This is a genomic window from Paenibacillus sp. J31R109, assembly GCF_059692055.1.
In genome coordinates this window covers 23,081-38,764 of record NZ_JCAUAR010000035.1, presented here as the reverse complement: position 1 = coordinate 38,764, position 15,684 = coordinate 23,081, and the positions used below count along the sequence as shown (strand labels likewise).

Genomic DNA, 15,684 nt, shown 5'->3' with positions numbered 1-15,684 from the left:
GATCCCTGGCTATCTCAACGCTACGACTTCGACTAAATCCTGAACTTCATATCAACAATCACAGCTTCTACAATAATATTGGGGCCGCCATGTGCGGTCTCTACTTCTGTATCCACAGTAATGGATTCAAATGCATCACGAATGAATGCTTTTTTAACTTTATCGTTACTACTCTTTTTCCACAGTTCTCTTATCATGGTGAGCTGTTCAATAATTTCCTCTTTCGACCACTTCGCTACATGTGCATCAGGTATTTCATTTAGTTCCTTCTGAATAGCTTCCTCACGTTCATTATCCTCTTTGTTATGTTCCTTTAATTCTTCCAAGGAAATAACATCATCAGCATATGCCAAACGCCATTTCTTTTTCCTCTTCTGAACAGTTTCCAACTCTTTCTTCAATCGATCAATTTTCTTTTGCTTATCATTGTTAGATTTAATAGCAGTGTTGTTCATGAATTTCCTGAGTTGCTTAGGATCATAGTCTAACGCTGACAAGAAAGCTTCTTCCACACGTTCAACTTTTAAAACTGGCATGTTACAGTTATTGTAATTTTGCCTTTTAGAGCATCGGTAGTATTTAACTTGACCGTTCGATTTTTTAGCAGATGTACCTACCATTGCAGCATTACATCTACCACACCGTAACACTCCCCCAAATGCATACTCTGAAGTGGCAGTCTTTCCACCAACTTTACGCCTGGATATCTCACTTATCACATAGTCGTGTAACTTTTCATCAATTATTGCTTCATGCGTGTTGTTGGTTATCACAGGTTTCCCAGTTTCTCTACCGCTTAATTTCCTATGATTCCAACGTAGTCGACCACAGTACACAGGGTTCATCAGTACGTACCTTATTGTAGTGTAACTCCATATACGATCCTCAGGTCCATTATGATCACGGTTGATAATCATAGCTATACCACGGAAACCATGTTGATTGCTTACGTACATATCAAACATACGCCGAACAATTTCTGCTTCACGATCATTAATGATCAGTTTACCTTCTACTAGATCGTAACCAAATGGTGCCATAGCTCCCTGACGCTTACCATTTAAGTGGAGCTCCATCATTGTACTGTACACGTTCTCAGCGGTCTGCTCACGCTCTCCTTGTGCCACTGATACCAATAGGTTGGTGATCATTCTGCCGCTCGCTGTGGTGGTGTCTATCTCTTCTGTCATGGACTTGAGACTAATATCGTACCGGTCAAACAAATCGAACAGGAACACCTTATCTTTTACTGTACGTGTAACGCGGTTAAGTCTCCAGAAGATGAGAAGATCAAACTTCTTACGCTCAATATCCCTAATCATACGCTGCATAGCAGGTCGTTTAAGCGTCTTGGAGCTTATTCCCTCATCGATGTAGGTGTCGACAATGTCATGCCCCTTATCAGCTGCCCAACGTGAACACACAGCAATCTGTGATTCAATGGAGTAACCCTCTTTTACTTGTTCCTCGTCAGAAACGCGAATGTACATAGCTGCTCTCATAGTTCCTCCTTATAAAGAAAAGCCCAGTTAAGGGCTTATTCGAGCGTTTCTAAGAATGCTTTTGTTATTTCAGACAGTACTGGTATCTCCGGAATTAATGATTTTAGTTTATCTGCATCCTGTGCCATTTTTGATTTTATTTCTGCTATTTCCGACTCGTACCTTGTAATCGCTGCTTGAATAGATTCCTTTATCCTCTTCTTTTCTGAATCATCCTCTTTGCTTACCCCAATTCTTACAAATTCATCTATATCAAATAGTTGATCCATTCCTTTTTTGATCCTAAGTTCGTAGAAATGTATTTCTCTGAAATGTTCTCTGTAAGAAATAAATATTTCACTTATCTCCCTATCATGGTCGGTTAAACCAAGTAAAAAATCCAGTGATTCCTCGAGTACTGAAGGAAACTTTACTAATGTATCTAAATTTGGTTCTCGTGTGCCGTTTTCTATTTTTGTATAACCTGGCGCTGACATGCCGATTTCTTCAGCTAACTTAGCTTGTGTAAATCCCTTCTTAATTCTAAGCCATTTTAAACGTGCAGAAAAAACTTCCATAATAAACCTCCAATAAGTATTGACAACTAACCCATTCTGGAAATATAATAAACCCATAACGTACGAGAGGAGGAACAGACAAATGTCAAACATTATGCATAAGCTTCAATATCAAAGAAAACGCAAAGGTATGAGCCAAGATGATATGGCTGCTAAACTAGGGATGTCAGTACATGGATACCGTAAGTATGAGCAATGCAAAAGGAAACTTCCGATCGACACGGCTTTAAGAATCGTTACAATTCTTAACTTGAATCAGATTGAAGAAATACTCGAAATTGCTCAATAATCAACCCATTCTGGAACTATTTTATAACTAATTTTGATTGAAAACAAGGAGGAATGAAATGAAACAATTATCTTTTTCAAACTCACCAGACAACCTTTTATTGGACAGCAGAGAAATAGCAGAAATGACAGGTAAAAGGCACGACCACCTACTGAGAGATATTGATGTTTTTGTAGAAGTATTGAGAAAATCTACTGTCCCCAAATTTGGGGTGAGTGAATTTTTCATAGAAGGTTCGTACACTGACAGTACTGGAAGAACTTTGAGAAAGTATGACGCAACTCGTAAAGGTTGCAACATGATAGCAAATAAAATGACAGGGGAAAAAGGGATTTTATTTACCGCTGCATATGTAACTAAGTTTGAAGAGATGGAGCAGTTTGATAAGTACGGGAAAATGCTGCCTCAAACATACAAAACTGCATTACTAGCTTTGGTTGGTGAGGTTGAAAAAAACGAAAAACTAGAATTAGAAAATGAGGAGCTACGAAAAAAGACAAAGTATGTTGATACAATACTTCAATCAAAAGGATTAGTGACAACGACCCAAATAGCTAAAGATTACGGACTAACAGCACCCGAATTAAATAAAATTCTTCATGATTTGGGCGTACAATATTTAGTTAACAAACAATGGGTTTTGTATAAGAAGCATGCAGATAAAGGATATACTCAATCGTACTCATTCAATTTTAAACATAAAGACGGAACACCAGATGTAAAAATGAATACACAGTGGACTCAACAAGGACGTCTTTTTATTCATGAAATATTAACTGCTAAAGGTATAAAAGCTAACATAGAAAAGGAGATTAAAAATTTTAAATGAGTAATATTATAGAGTTCAGGACAAAGGAAAAAAACGAAAAAGTTGTTATTGATACAAAAAAACGTCTATCAGAAGTAAATTCCATGCTTGACTGCATGTGGAATACGCTACATAGCGGAAACGTACTAAATGAAATATATGCAGATCATGAAGGTAAAATATACTATTCTACTGAAACTGATGATCGGATTATGGAAATGTACTCACTTAAGTCCCATTTTTACTTTTTTATCGAGTTCATTAATAAGAATTGTTCAGTTGACACATTTATGAATGAATATGATAAGTACATTGAAGGAACTGGATGGGATAAAATGATCTCATTAAAAGAAAAAGTCACTTCCCCATAGACTTGGCGGTCAAGGAAGCGACTACACATTAAGGGCACAGCCCTGTTCCTATTATACCATACAATGGTGTAATTTAAACGGTCTGTGCCCTCCACAGGAGGAACCATGTACGTAATAGGCCAAGACAACGCAGTCTACGACATCCAGGAAGAGGACATAATCTGCATAGAAGTACAAAGACCGACAGTCATCTACAGAACACTACACGGGACGTTTAGACGTCCCAGAACGGTTAAGGAGCATGTGCAGATATATGGTCCACTGGGATTCATGCAGATCGACAAGAATAAAGTCACAAACCTGAAGATAATAGAGAAATACAGTAACGGCGAGGTCCATTATACGAACGGGTTAACGTATCCTATATCGCGTAGAAGAGTGAATGAGGTGCGTAAATACCTACTAAAAAATAGTCCTAAATGACCGTTCATGTTACGCCAATGGTATCATATTATTCGCAAAATACGACAACATATTATTAAATTTCAGTGTATGATTAATATTAGGTAAAAGCGGTTACATAGACAATCTACTTTCTTATGAATGGCCGTTTCTTGGCAGTTTTTTGGCAGTTGAAATGCGTTGAATGCGAACATAAGTTCTGGTAATATGAAAATATGAAAAGGGACGGGGGATCATATGGCAGAAGATGAAAAACTGTATTGGTCGCTAATGGACGTATGCATAGATGTGGAAGATGGACAAGAAGGACACGCAACTGCTGTAGATAAGATATTATCTTTAATGGAATCATATACATCTATAATAAAACAAAAAGAACAACGACCTTTATGAGTCGTTGTCTTTTTGTTTTAACATTAGATCAATCATATCAATTAGCCTATCTTTGTCATAATCACTCAAACGTTTACCTTTGTAGTTAATAAATTCATTAATATGTATTAATTTAGTTATTTCATTTTCATTTAGTTTTCTATTATAGTTTCTTTCGTTTTCGGACTCTTCTACAGTTTGCGCCCTTATTTCATTTGTTTCGTAATCAATTATATATTGTGTGCTTATGTATCCGGCGATCATCATTAAATCTTCGTATGAGTGTTGATAAGCATCAGCTAATTTTTTCAAAGTATCTGGAGTAGCGTTTATTGGTGTATTAGAACCTGGTCGTTTCCCTTCTTCTAAATAACGTATGTAAGAATGACTTAAACCACTTCGTTCACTCGCTTCCCTAAAAGATAGTTTCTTATCAGTTCTCAATTTTTTTAAGAATTCTCCTATTTTTTCCACATGTACCTTCCCTTCTGTTAAACATGTTATCCATATTGTAAAACATTTAGAAATAAATAAGTGTAAAACAAGTTGACACTATGTAAAACGTGTTGTATATTAAAGATGTAAAACACGTAGCACAGTAAACGGAGGTGATTAACTTGAAGAACACACTAGAGTTTCTTATGTGCAGCAACAATTTGAACAAATCTCAACTAGCAAAGAACATTGGAATTACGAGACAGACTGTAATACGTATTATGAAGGGTAACCCACCGTCCATGGAAGTTGGTTTGAAGATTGCAAAATACTTTAATAAGGATGTATCAGAGATTTTTTTTGCTCAACCTGTAAAACAAGTTGCACATACAAAGAATAACAAAACTGCTTGAAAGTTGGTGGGTCATGAATGAAATACATGGTATGAGCAGAACCAGGTTTTATAAAATATGGGCGAGTATGAAAACAAGATGCAGATTTGAAAAATTTAAGCATCACTATGCAAAAGGAATTAGAGTTTGTGAATCTTGGATGTCGTTTTCAAACTTCAAGGATGACATGTACCAATTGTATTTAGATCATATAACCACATACGGTGAAAAAAACACTACTCTAGACCGGATAGATAATGACAAAGGGTACGAACTTGGAAACTGTAGGTGGGCTACCTACTCAGTTCAAATCAATAATAGGGATAAAATCGAAAGGATAAACGGAAACTGCAACACTTTCATGAAGACAACCATCGCCAGAGATGGAAGAAAAATTCTCTTAGTAATAGATAAAAAAACTAACGAAAAGTTGCGAGAAATCATATGTAGTTGACTTGTAAAGAATTACTTAATAAGGAGGCCACCCATGTTAACTCCCATAAAAATATCATTCACGGACGACAAGACAGCCAAGTTCATAGCTGAAACATTAGCCAGACACTTCACTGAAGAAGTGATGAGCATGCCAAAGCCAGAGAAGGATGAAAGTAAGGTAAAAGCTAGTTAAGCACTAATCCCAATCATACCACACTAATTAAGATAGTTAACAAATATTAGCAAAAGGATGATTGCATGATTGAGCTAGACATCGAACAAATATGCAAACACCTTGGACTAACACTAGATAAATTCTTGGAGGAACTACGGAATGATGATCGACATCAAAGCACTACAGGACAAAATCCTGATCCTACAACATGACTTACAGGTAACACGCCAGGGATACTACAGACTTGCAAGTGAGAACGCACAACTAAAACAGAAACTGGAGGATATGCACAATGAAAACCTTGTTGGAGCTTGCAGAATTGGAGATTAATGAACTTGAGTATGTGCTAGAACACAAGGAAGACATGCCAGAATACATGCACGACTTTGAAAAATACACAGCAAAAGACATATTGTACGTGCTGAAATCACTTGTAAAAGAGAATAAGACGCTCAAAGCTAAGCAGCTGAGAGTGATAAAAAGGAGTGTGGCCGTATGACAAGAGAACAAGCAATTAACTACTTTAAAACTCAATCCTACGCTATTGAACTACTAGTAAAAGAGTTAGAAGGAGATAAGAAAGTAACTGTGGAGTGGATGATTGACCTAGTAGGAGTAAACGACATTCTGAAGGAAGTGGATGCCTTGTGACCCTATATGATGTGAACTTCATTAAGCACTTTTACCGAACTGAACCTGATGAAGAACTTCACAACAAACTAGTATTCACAGAGAGCAAATGGGAAAGAGAAGCTATCGAGTTAGAGCTTAAGCGAAGGAGTGAAGAAAGTGCTGACAGAGATTGATGAAGACTATGTAGAGGAGTTTGAAATTCATGACTATCCATGTTACTGAAGAACAGTTTCGTTGGTTAGCTAAGCAGCGTCCGCACAATAAGCGGCAGAATCGGATATTACTTTTAAATGCAAAAAGGACCTTCCACGGACATGGAAAGCCTCTCGATAAATCAATGATAAGTAATTATAACACAGTAGGTGTTAACTATGGAAATTAAATTCCGTTACGTAATAAAAAATAAAAATACACAGAAATACTTCGCAGATACACCAGAACGTAGCACTACAAAATTGTTTGATGCCAAGAGATTTTACGACGAAGAGTACTACAATTTATGGCTTGCTACAAGCCCTTATGCAGTAGATAGAGATGATTATGAATGGATCCAAACAGAGATGACGATCAAGGAGGTGACACCTCATGAGTGAAAATATGGATTTGTACGAGAAGGTCCGTAGAGTACCTGAAAATGCATTGAAACCTATCGTTGGTGGTCGTTTAAAGGGTATGTCAGATATAAACCCAATGTGGCGTATCAAGATGTTGACAGAGATGTTCGGTATATGTGGAATTGGCTGGAGAATCGAAATTGTTGACCAACGAATTGAGCGTGGATCCGGTGAAGAAATCGTATGTTTCGTAGACATTAACTTGTATATCAAGTCTGATGGTGAATGGTCTTATCCGATACCTGGCATGGGCGGCAGCTCGTTTGTCACACAAGAGCGTAATGGCCCTTATACGAGTGATGAGTGCTTCAAAATGGCCTATACGGATGCCATAAGTGTAGCGTGTAAATCTCTTGGATTTGCAGCTGATGTTTACTTTGAAAAAGATAGAACGAAGTACACAGATCAACAAGATTCCAAGGCCCCTACAAAGCCAGTAGAGACACAAAGAGAGCAAGAACAAAACACACAACAACCAGTTAAAATCGTCTCAGATGGTGGTCAGAACGCACCTAAATTGATTTCAGAAGGTCAGGTAAAGCTAGTTGGTACATTGAAGTCTCGAAAAAAGATTTCAGAAGAAGATTTCAGAAGAATTCTAGCAGAACATAGCAACGGAAATACAGAAACTAAAAAGTTAACTATGACACAGGCAATAGCATTAATTAACTTTTTAACTGCGTACGAAGTAGCGTAATTGTGAGGCCTTCGGGCCTCCGTAATGTGAAGGAACATAATGAATAAGTTGTCCGTGAGGTGAACCGCAAAGTGAAAAAATGGTTTTGCCGACATGATTGGCATACGGTGAAAGCACCAGATTGGAAATATCCATTTTGGGTTGAAATGTGTATTAGGTGCAAAAAGTTGCGTAAGGCAACATATTGAATAGGCGGTGTACATGGCGTGGGTTACGGAATGAAGATGTACCACAAGTACAGACCGGAAATTCTCATCGGAGTTTTGAATTATAAACCGAAGGTCGAGGACATTATTAAAATCGGTGATGAGTTTTACGAGGTGCTTAGTCTGGAGCAAGGCAAGCGCGTATGCTACGCGACCTATGCCAGTAACCAAGATATTTACAGAGTTACGGGAAGTTATCCGTATTAAGAATCATATTGAATAGGGTGAGTTCATGAAAATAGGTTGCAGTAAGTGTGACGGAAAAGGTTATTTCGAGTACAAAACAGGCGTTGTTTCCGAACACATCCCATATACGGAAGAAGTCGCAAAAGAACCATGTGATTGTGTTTTGGATGAAGTATCAAAATGAATAGGGGTGTCCATGAGTGGAAGAAGTAGAATGCCGTCATGGTTTTGTGAACGATGGGCGCGGATGTGCAGAATGTGATCTTGAAGATTATTTAGATGCAATGGACGAAGAATTTATAAACCAGAAGTAATTCAATGAATATTGAAACACATGAGGAGGATTGAGACAGGGCATGTTGGATAAGCAAAAGCTAATGAAAGTCTTACAAGAAATGATGGATCAATCCTTAAACTCTTCACGCGACTATAAGAAAAAGAAAAAGCATTATAGTGCAAGAATGTGCGAAGAAGCAGGGTACGCTTACGGTCACGTTTTAAGGGAAATTGAAACCGGTGTTTATGATGTGAAAGCAACTGACGACGCTCGGACAGTTTGAATATTAAAGGACAGGGAGTGTGTTAAATGGCAAATAAAGAATTGATAACTGGAACAGTACCATTTTTTGAGCAAGAGCTGCAGGAGAATCCTGAACAAAAATTTATTGAGCTTACAAAATTCATCATTGGTTCGGATATGTCATTTGAAGACATTCTTGAAAGTATGGAGAACTTGATCCAAGCGCATAATCGGGTACGGACAGTTTGAATATCGAAGTACATGGGAGGTGTGTTCAAATGAAATATGAGTATGAATGCGGAAGATGCGGAGAATCATTCGAATTTGAACACAAGGGTAATTACTACTGCGATTGGCACGATTGCGAAAATGAGGAGCTGTTGGAATATGTCGGAATCACAAATACGGCCACCATATGACCATCTGGCTAGACCGAATACGCTACTTGCCGCTCGCACTGTCTTACGAGGTGTGGAGTAAGTTTAGGAGGAAAATATGAGTATTTACTTTGACATTGCAAAATTACGGGAAGAGCTAGCAAATAAGGAAAAGAAGATTAAAGAACTGGAATCTAAGCATTTTGATGTAATGGGGTTATGGATTGTAACAACAGAAGGGGATTGCGAAGGACGTTCCGTGAAGCAGTTAGGTGAGCATGTAGGCAACATCTTTGACATTGCCAAACAACTAGCAGGACAAAGCTTCTACCAGCTATCTTTTCGACGCAAGGCGTATGTAACCAAACCAGAAGTGGAATCTCAAAAAGTTCGGTCAGTATACTTCAATGTCAGCGATGACAGCATCAAGACATATGATCAAGAACAGCAATTATTGAAACTTATGCCCAATTTACCTGAAGGACACAAACTCGAAATTGGCAATTACTTCGGATCATTAAAAATGAACTGGTAGAGGAGGCAACGCCATGATAGACAAGCAAAAGTTACTAAAGTGGATTGAGGAAAAGAGATACGTGTACGAGGTCAATGATTTACACGCGGTAGATCCCGAGGAAATTATTAAATTTCAAAGCGCAATTAAAATACTCAGTTTGCTGGAACGCGATATTAAGGCAGGCGACTTCACCACAGACCCCCCACAAACCATAAACGCGATAAGCTACCAAGTGAATGCATTGCATGAGAGAGAGGAAGAAGAGGGAGGCTAGTCCTTCTTCTCCTTCTCATACACCAGCAGATCACCAACAGTGCAGTTGAAATAATCACACAACTTAATAAGGGTGTCATAATCGATGCCCTTGTTCTTCTCATCATACATGGCGGTCAAAGTTCGACGGTCCAATTCTACGATCCTAGCGAGCTCAGAAATATTACGTATTTTTCTATCGGACATTAGCTTAGAAAGATTATTTTTTATCATGACGTCACCAACTTATAAAGTAATTACTTATTTTTATCATAACCAAAATGTCCATAAAGTAAACCATTCACACCATATAGTACATTAATATGTACATTATGATCATTTAATAGTATAATGAAGTCATTAAGTAAATAGGAGGATGAATTCAATGAAAATTAAAAATTTCCCTCTTCGACTGGACGAGATCGAACACAAGGCATTGAAACTATACTGTGTGGATCAAGGAATTTCGATGCAAGAATTCATTGTGAAGGTAATTAGAAAGGCAATTGATAAAAAGGCGGTGTAAACAATGGACGATGAACGAGCTTGGAAAGAACATTTAGAACTAGATGAAAAATTAGATGCAGCTGAACTTAGATTTGCAAGAGCAATCATAAATCGTGAAGAAAACAGAAGGCCAGGTCCAGTACACATTGGTGAAATAGCCAAGTACCACAAGGAAGTTTTAATTTCTAAGTGCGAGATGAAAAGTGCCGAACAAGCTTACTTGAAAAATTGTGAGTACTTAGAAAGCATTAATTTTGTACCTTAAAGGGGGTTTTTAAATGGCTAGACCGAGAAAGGAGGGGCTAGACTACTTCCCTCATGACGTGAACCTATCCACAGATAAAAAGGTCGAAGCTTTAAGGATCTTACATGGTAATGATGGTTACACATTCTTTTGTATAATGCTTGAAAATATTTATCAAGAAGACAATTTCGAATTAGATGTTTCTGACGCAGAAACTATGCAGATATTCGCCAGAAAAGTAGAAGTAACTGTGCAGAAATTCGAAGAAATGCTTAAAACAGCAATAAAACATGGTTGTTTTGATAAAGAAATGTATGAAGAACACCGTATTTTAACATCAAAAGGTATTAAAAAACGTGCATCAGTGGTAACAGAAAAACGTGAAAAGATGCGTAAATCATACGGAAATTCAAGTAAGGATGTTTCTGATGAGGTTTCTGACGCAGAAACTAGGGAAGAAACGCCAAAAAGTAAAGTAAAAGAAAAGGAAAGTAAAAGTAAAGAAAAAGAGTATATGCATTTCGATGAAATGTCACATATAAAAATCACGTCAGATCAGTTTAAGAAACTAATAATAGAAATTGGTAGTGAAGCAACTGTTATGAATTACATTTACAAATTCGCTTCATGGATACTTACACAACCAGATAAAAAACAGAAAACAGCGAGCACTTATTTATCCATTCATAACTGGTATAAGAAAGATTTAGAAAAAACAATTCAGTTTCAAAAATCAAAGATGAACACGCCAAAAGAATATGTACCTACTCCGGAAGATTTACAAAGGATGGAGCGAATGAGGAGAGCTCAAGATGTTTAACACTGAAATCATCGAATCTCAGGTTTTAGGAACATTGTTATTAGATCCATCACTGGTAAAGGAAACGCTTACGGTAGTTAACGTTGAAATGTTCACATCATCTATTCATAAAAATATATTCGTTGCTATCGAAAAGCTTAATGCAAAAAACGTAGAGGTAACCTTAACCAACATCGCCATTCACTTTGAAAACAGTCTTCATAAAATAGGTGGTGTTGGTTATCTAACAGACATGACTGGTTCCGTACCTTCTGTTAAACAGTTTGAATATATCCTTAAAAAGTTTATTGAATTCGCGGCCAGAAGAAAATTCGAACAACTGATTAACCAATTTAAAGAACGCATAGTTGATCCCCTTGAAACCAATTTTGAAGAGCTGCTAAACAGTTTCGAACAGAAGGCACTAGAAATAAGGCCAAGGTCGTTAGAGAGAAAGAGTAGAGTAACAAATGTTGTTGAGTGGTATGAGGAATTCTCGTTAAAACGAGCAGATCCTAAAAGGGCTTATGGCTTGCTCACAGGGTACACAGGATTAGACAATTTAACACTAGGTTTTCAACGCTCAGAGTTATTCGTAGTGGGAGCTCGTACAAGCATGGGTAAATCAGCTTTTGCTAATGAGCTTGCACATAATGCAGTTAAAAAGAAATATAAGGTTGCAATGTTTAGCTTAGAAATGGATAAGAACGCAATTATAAACAGATTCGTTGCAAGTATGTCTAAATCACCTCTACAAGATGTTAAGTCGGGAAATGTATCTAGTAGCAAAGATGATGAAATTAATACAGCGCTATCTATCATATCCGAGGTAAACATTGATGATACGCGCGGAGTAACCGTAGATTTCATTGCTAGTGAAATGCGTAGGATGAAAAGGCAGGAAGGGCTAGATTTGGTAATCATTGATTATCTACAAGAAATTATTGAACCAAATGAGAAAACGGATAATACAGGCAGCGCATTGCACCGTATATGCCAAAAATTGAGGATTGCAGCGAAAGAGTGTGATTGCTTCATCCTTGGATTATCCCAGTTAAAACAGGATATTGATACACGTCAAGAAAAACGCCCATTTATATCAGACCTTTCTGGAAGTGCTGCTATTGCAGCTGTAGCCGATGGAATCATACTTTTATACCGCGATGAGTATTACAATCCTGAAACAAAAGAGCCTGGAGTACTCGAAGTGAATTTAGCTAAACATCGTAATGGTCCTACTGGTTTGGTGAAACTGAAGTATGACAAGGTGTATCAAACGATTACTAACAAATATTTTTAGATAAACGGAATAAACAGAACCCATAAAAAGGAGTTGTAAGAGTGGAAGTTAAACGGACACCATTCGGATTGAAGTGGGATGATCTTGAGATAACGTGTTTGTGTGATGACAACAAAGGACGAGTATTCCTTGAAGTAGCACGTGGAAATAGAAAATATACAGTGTACGTGACAAAGACAGGGAAATTGGTTGTAAACGAGATTAAGTAAGGTTTTACTAGCTCCGCAGGAATGACATATCTTAAATTGGCTGAATATTCGGAATATGGGAGGTGCGGGATGAAGGAAATGTTTCAAGTGGCAGTGGATGAGAATATGTCCCTTGAAGATCGGTACGCAGCTGTGCGGATGATGCGAGAGATGCAGAGGCGTATGGTTGCTGAACCGAATAGGCAAGTAAGTCATAGATCGATGCGTCCTAGGTTTTATACGGTGAAGAAGCGTGAGTGGAGGTTTTATCGACAGTGAAAGCTCTTAGTTTATTTTCAGGTATTGGTGGAATTGACTTGGCATGTGAATGGGCAGGCATCAAGACTGTGGCGTTCTGTGAACGTGATCCGTTTCCACAAAAGGTCCTGAAGAAACATTGGCCTGATGTTCCAATTTACGATGATGTATGCACGTTAACGAAAGAGAGGATTGATACAGATGGAATCGGGACAATTGACATTATTCTCTCCGGAGATCCTTGCCAACCTTACAGTGTTGCCGGGGAGCGAGAAGGCGAAGATGATGACCGTTTCCTCTGGCCAGAAGTTAACCGCTTACTGGAAACCGTCAGACCCCGCTGGGTACTGCGCGAAAATGTTGCTGGAAACGTCACACTGGGACTCGATGGTGTCATTTCTGACTTGGAAAACCTCGGGTACACCTGGCAATCGTTTATTATTCCGGCTGCAGCCGTCGGAGCCTTTCACCGAAGAGACAGGGTATTCGTGGTTGCCCACTCCGAACGCAGAAGACAACAGAGACCGTGGGGACGTATCAATGAAATGCATACAGCGACGAATCAGAATTGGCAAACAAGTGGGTTTGTCGATGCTGTTCAAAGGAACACCTTGCCCTATGTGTGTAGAGAACATAATGGGATTCCCGGAAAACTGGACGAAAATAGATTGAAAGCTCTTGGGAACGCTGTTGTGCCGGCACAAGTTTATCCAATCCTTGCAGCCATAAAACAAATAGATGATTTATTACAGGAGGAAAAATAAATGGATATCGTTTATGTACTAACGCAAGAAGATACAGGTGAAGTGGTAATGGCAACAAAAGATGACACAGAAGCATGGGCATTGTATAGAGATATGCTGAACAAAAATATGCAAATATTCTTGAATAAAAACAAAGTGGCATCAGTCGAGTCACTTAATTCACTGAAAAAAATCTAAGCGTGAGGTGAATAACATGAACGCCATTGAACGGAGGAACAGACGCGTAAGGAGATTTGCAGTGCTGAAGAAGATTGAGGAGGTTGAACAAAAGTATTGCCATGTTTGTCCTAAGCGAACTAGTAAGGATCTACACGCCTGTAAAATATGCCCGATAGCAGATCGGTTACATGAGTTTGGTAAACAGTTGGTTGCTATGAGTGACCGGACAGACGTGGAAGTGATCAAAGAAGAACCAGCGGTGAAATATGATGTTAAACCCAGGGAAGTTTCTTACCACATGGATCATGGCGTGACACGGAAAAAGAGAAATAGTTTAACGGCAGATGAAATACTTGCAGGTATAGCCGAGTATGGGAAGTTGACTGTTTTTGCAAGGGCTATAGGAGTTCCAGAAGCAACAGTCAAGCATAGGTCTTACGCGTTAGGCTTCAAGGGACTCAAACAGAATCAAGCAAAGGAAATGCTGAGGAAAAACAAGGAGAGTGCACAGTGAATTTATCGAAACTGTTTGATATGCAGAAGGAACTAGATGCAAAGATTATCAGTGAAAAAGGATTACAGGAAATGGATATGCTGCCTTACCTGATACTAGCACTACAAGTGGAGCTTGGTGAATGTGCGAATGAGTGGCGTGGGTTTAAGTATTGGAGTAAGGATCAGGAGCCGAGGACGGAACGACGACATTATGCGGACGAACGAAAATTATCTTACACAGTTGTAGGAAATCCACTCCTAGAAGAATATGTAGACTGCCTGCACTTCATCTTATCGATTGGACTTCATAAAGGTTACGACGAAAGCATTCCTGCGTTAAAAAGGAATTTGTATAAATTTAAAATGGATTCAATCATAAAACAGTTTAATCGCTTATTTTATACGATTGGAAGTTTCGATGATGACCACAACGAAGGTGATTATATGCGAATATGTAATAATTTCCTCGGACTGGGCGAACTAATCGGATTTACAGGTGAACAAATCGAACAAGCCTACATGGACAAAAACGCGGTGAACCACCAAAGGCAACTAAACGGGTACTAGGAGGGGGCAACGTGAAGAAGATTAGGATGTGCGTGTACGGTACTCCTTTCGGGAAAGTAATGTCCGAGTATGAAGCGAGGATCATATTTAACAAGTGTCGTACCTGTGTGATGGGCCTAGGAATGATGGTGGTGAGGGAATGATCGAGTTTACTGTATACGGTGATCCAGTAGCACAAGGGAGACCACGAGCTGGTAAGACGAAACATGGCGACGTGGTTATGTACGATCCTGGTAAGTCTAAGAATTATAAAAAGTATGTGAGTGCAGTAGCTAGTCAGTACAAGCCTAGGGAATTAATAGAGTCACCTGTATCACTAACTGTGAAAGTGTATCGACCTATTCCCAAGAGTTTCAGTAAGGTAGATAAATATAAAGCCCTACAAGGCGATTTAAGGCCTAAAAGTAAGCCGGACCTATCAAACTATATTAAAGGGGTAGAAGATGCCTTAGAAGGGATTCTAGTGAGGAATGACAGCCAAGTAGTGGACTATGGTAAGAGTGGAAAGTGGTATTCAGATGATCCTAGGATTGAAATAGTGTTGGAGGTAGTTGTATGAGGAGTGTGGATGTAAGAACTGGATTATTACTAGTAATGCTATCAAGTGTATTAGTTTACGTCGGAATTTATCAGGTGATTACATGGATATGGTAATGAGCACCA

General features: G+C 38.5%; 32 protein-coding genes. 28 read left to right on the top strand and 4 right to left on the bottom strand.

Annotated elements, in window-relative coordinates; all coding sequences use genetic code 11:
• Positions 1 to 32: 32 nt before the first annotated feature.
• Positions 33 to 1,502 (bottom strand): recombinase family protein, encoded by a 1,470-nt coding sequence (locus AC58QT_RS35270; protein WP_497413019.1) that lies wholly within the window; start codon positions 1,500 to 1,502, stop codon positions 33 to 35.
• Positions 1,503 to 1,537: 35 nt separating this feature from the next.
• Positions 1,538 to 2,059: a helix-turn-helix domain-containing protein gene (locus AC58QT_RS35265; RefSeq protein WP_497413018.1), complete on the bottom strand. Its 522-nt coding sequence runs from the start codon at positions 2,057 to 2,059 to the stop codon at positions 1,538 to 1,540.
• Positions 2,060 to 2,141: 82 nt separating this feature from the next.
• On the opposite strand from AC58QT_RS35265, the gene AC58QT_RS35260 reads away from it, so the two are divergent.
• From AC58QT_RS35260 to AC58QT_RS35240, 5 genes are all read left to right on the top strand, one after another.
• Positions 2,142 to 2,348, top strand: coding sequence for a helix-turn-helix domain-containing protein (locus AC58QT_RS35260; RefSeq protein WP_497413017.1), 207 nt, complete (start codon positions 2,142 to 2,144; stop codon positions 2,346 to 2,348).
• Positions 2,349 to 2,406: 58 nt separating this feature from the next.
• Positions 2,407 to 3,177 carry a Rha family transcriptional regulator gene (locus AC58QT_RS35255; protein WP_497413016.1) on the top strand — a complete coding sequence of 257 codons (771 nt, stop codon included), beginning with the start codon at positions 2,407 to 2,409 and terminating at the stop codon, positions 3,175 to 3,177.
• Entirely contained in the window at positions 3,174 to 3,527 is a 354-nt protein-coding gene (locus AC58QT_RS35250) for a hypothetical protein (protein ID WP_497413015.1), read from the top strand. The genes AC58QT_RS35255 and AC58QT_RS35250 overlap by 4 nt, the downstream gene beginning before the upstream one ends.
• 105 nt (positions 3,528 to 3,632) lie before the next feature.
• Positions 3,633 to 3,950, top strand: coding sequence for a LytTR family DNA-binding domain-containing protein (locus AC58QT_RS35245; protein WP_497413014.1), 318 nt, complete (start codon positions 3,633 to 3,635; stop codon positions 3,948 to 3,950).
• Between the two features lie 216 nt (positions 3,951 to 4,166).
• A complete protein-coding gene (locus AC58QT_RS35240) occupies positions 4,167 to 4,322 on the top strand; it encodes a hypothetical protein (protein WP_497413013.1) in 156 nt (51 codons plus the stop codon).
• Here the strand turns inward: AC58QT_RS35240 and AC58QT_RS35235 are convergent.
• Positions 4,317 to 4,775 (bottom strand): helix-turn-helix domain-containing protein, encoded by a 459-nt coding sequence (locus tag AC58QT_RS35235; protein ID WP_497413012.1) that lies wholly within the window; start codon positions 4,773 to 4,775, stop codon positions 4,317 to 4,319. The genes AC58QT_RS35240 and AC58QT_RS35235 overlap by 6 nt on opposite strands.
• A 167-nt stretch (positions 4,776 to 4,942) precedes the next feature.
• On the opposite strand from AC58QT_RS35235, the gene AC58QT_RS35230 reads away from it, so the two are divergent.
• The 12 genes from AC58QT_RS35230 to AC58QT_RS35175 all read left to right on the top strand — a co-directional run bounded on the left by AC58QT_RS35230 (position 4,943) and on the right by AC58QT_RS35175 (position 9,762).
• On the top strand, positions 4,943 to 5,149 hold the full coding sequence (locus AC58QT_RS35230; protein ID WP_497413020.1) for a helix-turn-helix transcriptional regulator: 207 nt from the start codon (positions 4,943 to 4,945) through the stop codon (positions 5,147 to 5,149).
• A gap of 466 nt (positions 5,150 to 5,615) precedes the next feature.
• Positions 5,616 to 5,756, top strand: a complete 141-nt coding sequence (locus AC58QT_RS35225; protein ID WP_497413011.1) for a hypothetical protein — start codon at positions 5,616 to 5,618, stop codon at positions 5,754 to 5,756.
• A 274-nt stretch (positions 5,757 to 6,030) separates the two neighbouring features.
• A complete protein-coding gene (locus AC58QT_RS35220) occupies positions 6,031 to 6,237 on the top strand; it encodes a hypothetical protein (RefSeq protein WP_497413010.1) in 207 nt (68 codons plus the stop codon).
• Positions 6,234 to 6,389: a hypothetical protein gene (locus AC58QT_RS35215; RefSeq protein WP_497413009.1), complete on the top strand. Its 156-nt coding sequence runs from the start codon at positions 6,234 to 6,236 to the stop codon at positions 6,387 to 6,389. Before AC58QT_RS35220 ends, AC58QT_RS35215 begins: the two co-directional genes overlap by 4 nt.
• A gap of 353 nt (positions 6,390 to 6,742) precedes the next feature.
• Positions 6,743 to 6,964, top strand: coding sequence for a hypothetical protein (locus AC58QT_RS35210; RefSeq protein WP_497413008.1), 222 nt, complete (start codon positions 6,743 to 6,745; stop codon positions 6,962 to 6,964).
• Positions 6,957 to 7,682: a hypothetical protein gene (locus tag AC58QT_RS35205; RefSeq protein ID WP_497413007.1), complete on the top strand. Its 726-nt coding sequence runs from the start codon at positions 6,957 to 6,959 to the stop codon at positions 7,680 to 7,682. Before AC58QT_RS35210 ends, AC58QT_RS35205 begins: the two co-directional genes overlap by 8 nt.
• Before the next feature lie 206 nt (positions 7,683 to 7,888).
• Positions 7,889 to 8,095 (top strand): hypothetical protein, encoded by a 207-nt coding sequence (locus AC58QT_RS35200; protein WP_497413006.1) that lies wholly within the window; start codon positions 7,889 to 7,891, stop codon positions 8,093 to 8,095.
• A gap of 335 nt (positions 8,096 to 8,430) precedes the next feature.
• Entirely contained in the window at positions 8,431 to 8,634 is a 204-nt protein-coding gene (locus AC58QT_RS35195) for a hypothetical protein (RefSeq protein ID WP_497413005.1), read from the top strand.
• Positions 8,635 to 8,660: 26 nt separating this feature from the next.
• A complete protein-coding gene (locus tag AC58QT_RS35190) occupies positions 8,661 to 8,843 on the top strand; it encodes a hypothetical protein (RefSeq protein ID WP_497413004.1) in 183 nt (60 codons plus the stop codon).
• Positions 8,844 to 8,879: 36 nt separating this feature from the next.
• Positions 8,880 to 9,074 carry a hypothetical protein gene (locus AC58QT_RS35185; protein ID WP_497413003.1) on the top strand — a complete coding sequence of 65 codons (195 nt, stop codon included), beginning with the start codon at positions 8,880 to 8,882 and terminating at the stop codon, positions 9,072 to 9,074.
• Between the two features lie 15 nt (positions 9,075 to 9,089).
• Positions 9,090 to 9,506 carry a hypothetical protein gene (locus AC58QT_RS35180; RefSeq protein ID WP_497413002.1) on the top strand — a complete coding sequence of 139 codons (417 nt, stop codon included), beginning with the start codon at positions 9,090 to 9,092 and terminating at the stop codon, positions 9,504 to 9,506.
• A 13-nt stretch (positions 9,507 to 9,519) separates the two neighbouring features.
• Entirely contained in the window at positions 9,520 to 9,762 is a 243-nt protein-coding gene (locus AC58QT_RS35175; protein WP_497413001.1) for a hypothetical protein, read from the top strand.
• On the opposite strand, the gene AC58QT_RS35170 is transcribed toward AC58QT_RS35175, so the two are convergent.
• Positions 9,759 to 9,974, bottom strand: coding sequence for a helix-turn-helix domain-containing protein (locus tag AC58QT_RS35170; protein ID WP_497413000.1), 216 nt, complete (start codon positions 9,972 to 9,974; stop codon positions 9,759 to 9,761). The genes AC58QT_RS35175 and AC58QT_RS35170 overlap by 4 nt on opposite strands.
• Before the next feature lie 151 nt (positions 9,975 to 10,125).
• On the opposite strand from AC58QT_RS35170, the gene AC58QT_RS35165 reads away from it, so the two are divergent.
• From AC58QT_RS35165 to AC58QT_RS35115, 11 genes are all read left to right on the top strand, one after another.
• Entirely contained in the window at positions 10,126 to 10,266 is a 141-nt protein-coding gene (locus tag AC58QT_RS35165) for a hypothetical protein (protein ID WP_497412999.1), read from the top strand.
• A 3-nt stretch (positions 10,267 to 10,269) separates the two neighbouring features.
• A complete protein-coding gene (locus tag AC58QT_RS35160) occupies positions 10,270 to 10,512 on the top strand; it encodes a hypothetical protein (protein WP_497412998.1) in 243 nt (80 codons plus the stop codon).
• Positions 10,513 to 10,525: 13 nt separating this feature from the next.
• Positions 10,526 to 11,311 (top strand): DUF4373 domain-containing protein, encoded by a 786-nt coding sequence (locus tag AC58QT_RS35155; RefSeq protein ID WP_497412997.1) that lies wholly within the window; start codon positions 10,526 to 10,528, stop codon positions 11,309 to 11,311.
• A complete protein-coding gene (locus AC58QT_RS35150; protein ID WP_497412996.1) occupies positions 11,304 to 12,590 on the top strand; it encodes a replicative DNA helicase in 1,287 nt (428 codons plus the stop codon). The genes AC58QT_RS35155 and AC58QT_RS35150 overlap by 8 nt, the downstream gene beginning before the upstream one ends.
• Before the next feature lie 41 nt (positions 12,591 to 12,631).
• On the top strand, positions 12,632 to 12,799 hold the full coding sequence (locus AC58QT_RS35145) for a hypothetical protein (protein WP_497412995.1): 168 nt from the start codon (positions 12,632 to 12,634) through the stop codon (positions 12,797 to 12,799).
• Positions 12,800 to 12,868: 69 nt separating this feature from the next.
• A complete protein-coding gene (locus AC58QT_RS35140) occupies positions 12,869 to 13,057 on the top strand; it encodes a hypothetical protein (protein ID WP_497412994.1) in 189 nt (62 codons plus the stop codon).
• Positions 13,054 to 13,800 carry a DNA cytosine methyltransferase gene (locus tag AC58QT_RS35135; RefSeq protein ID WP_497412993.1) on the top strand — a complete coding sequence of 249 codons (747 nt, stop codon included), beginning with the start codon at positions 13,054 to 13,056 and terminating at the stop codon, positions 13,798 to 13,800. The genes AC58QT_RS35140 and AC58QT_RS35135 overlap by 4 nt, the downstream gene beginning before the upstream one ends.
• Positions 13,801 to 13,977 (top strand): hypothetical protein, encoded by a 177-nt coding sequence (locus AC58QT_RS35130; RefSeq protein ID WP_497412992.1) that lies wholly within the window; start codon positions 13,801 to 13,803, stop codon positions 13,975 to 13,977.
• A gap of 16 nt (positions 13,978 to 13,993) precedes the next feature.
• Complete coding sequence (locus tag AC58QT_RS35125; RefSeq protein WP_497412991.1) at positions 13,994 to 14,473, top strand: hypothetical protein; 480 nt, start codon at positions 13,994 to 13,996, stop codon at positions 14,471 to 14,473.
• Entirely contained in the window at positions 14,470 to 15,021 is a 552-nt protein-coding gene (locus AC58QT_RS35120; RefSeq protein ID WP_497412990.1) for a dUTP diphosphatase, read from the top strand. The genes AC58QT_RS35125 and AC58QT_RS35120 overlap by 4 nt, the downstream gene beginning before the upstream one ends.
• Positions 15,022 to 15,160: 139 nt before the next feature.
• Positions 15,161 to 15,580, top strand: coding sequence for a RusA family crossover junction endodeoxyribonuclease (locus tag AC58QT_RS35115; RefSeq protein WP_497412989.1), 420 nt, complete (start codon positions 15,161 to 15,163; stop codon positions 15,578 to 15,580).
• Positions 15,581 to 15,684: the final 104 nt, after the last annotated feature.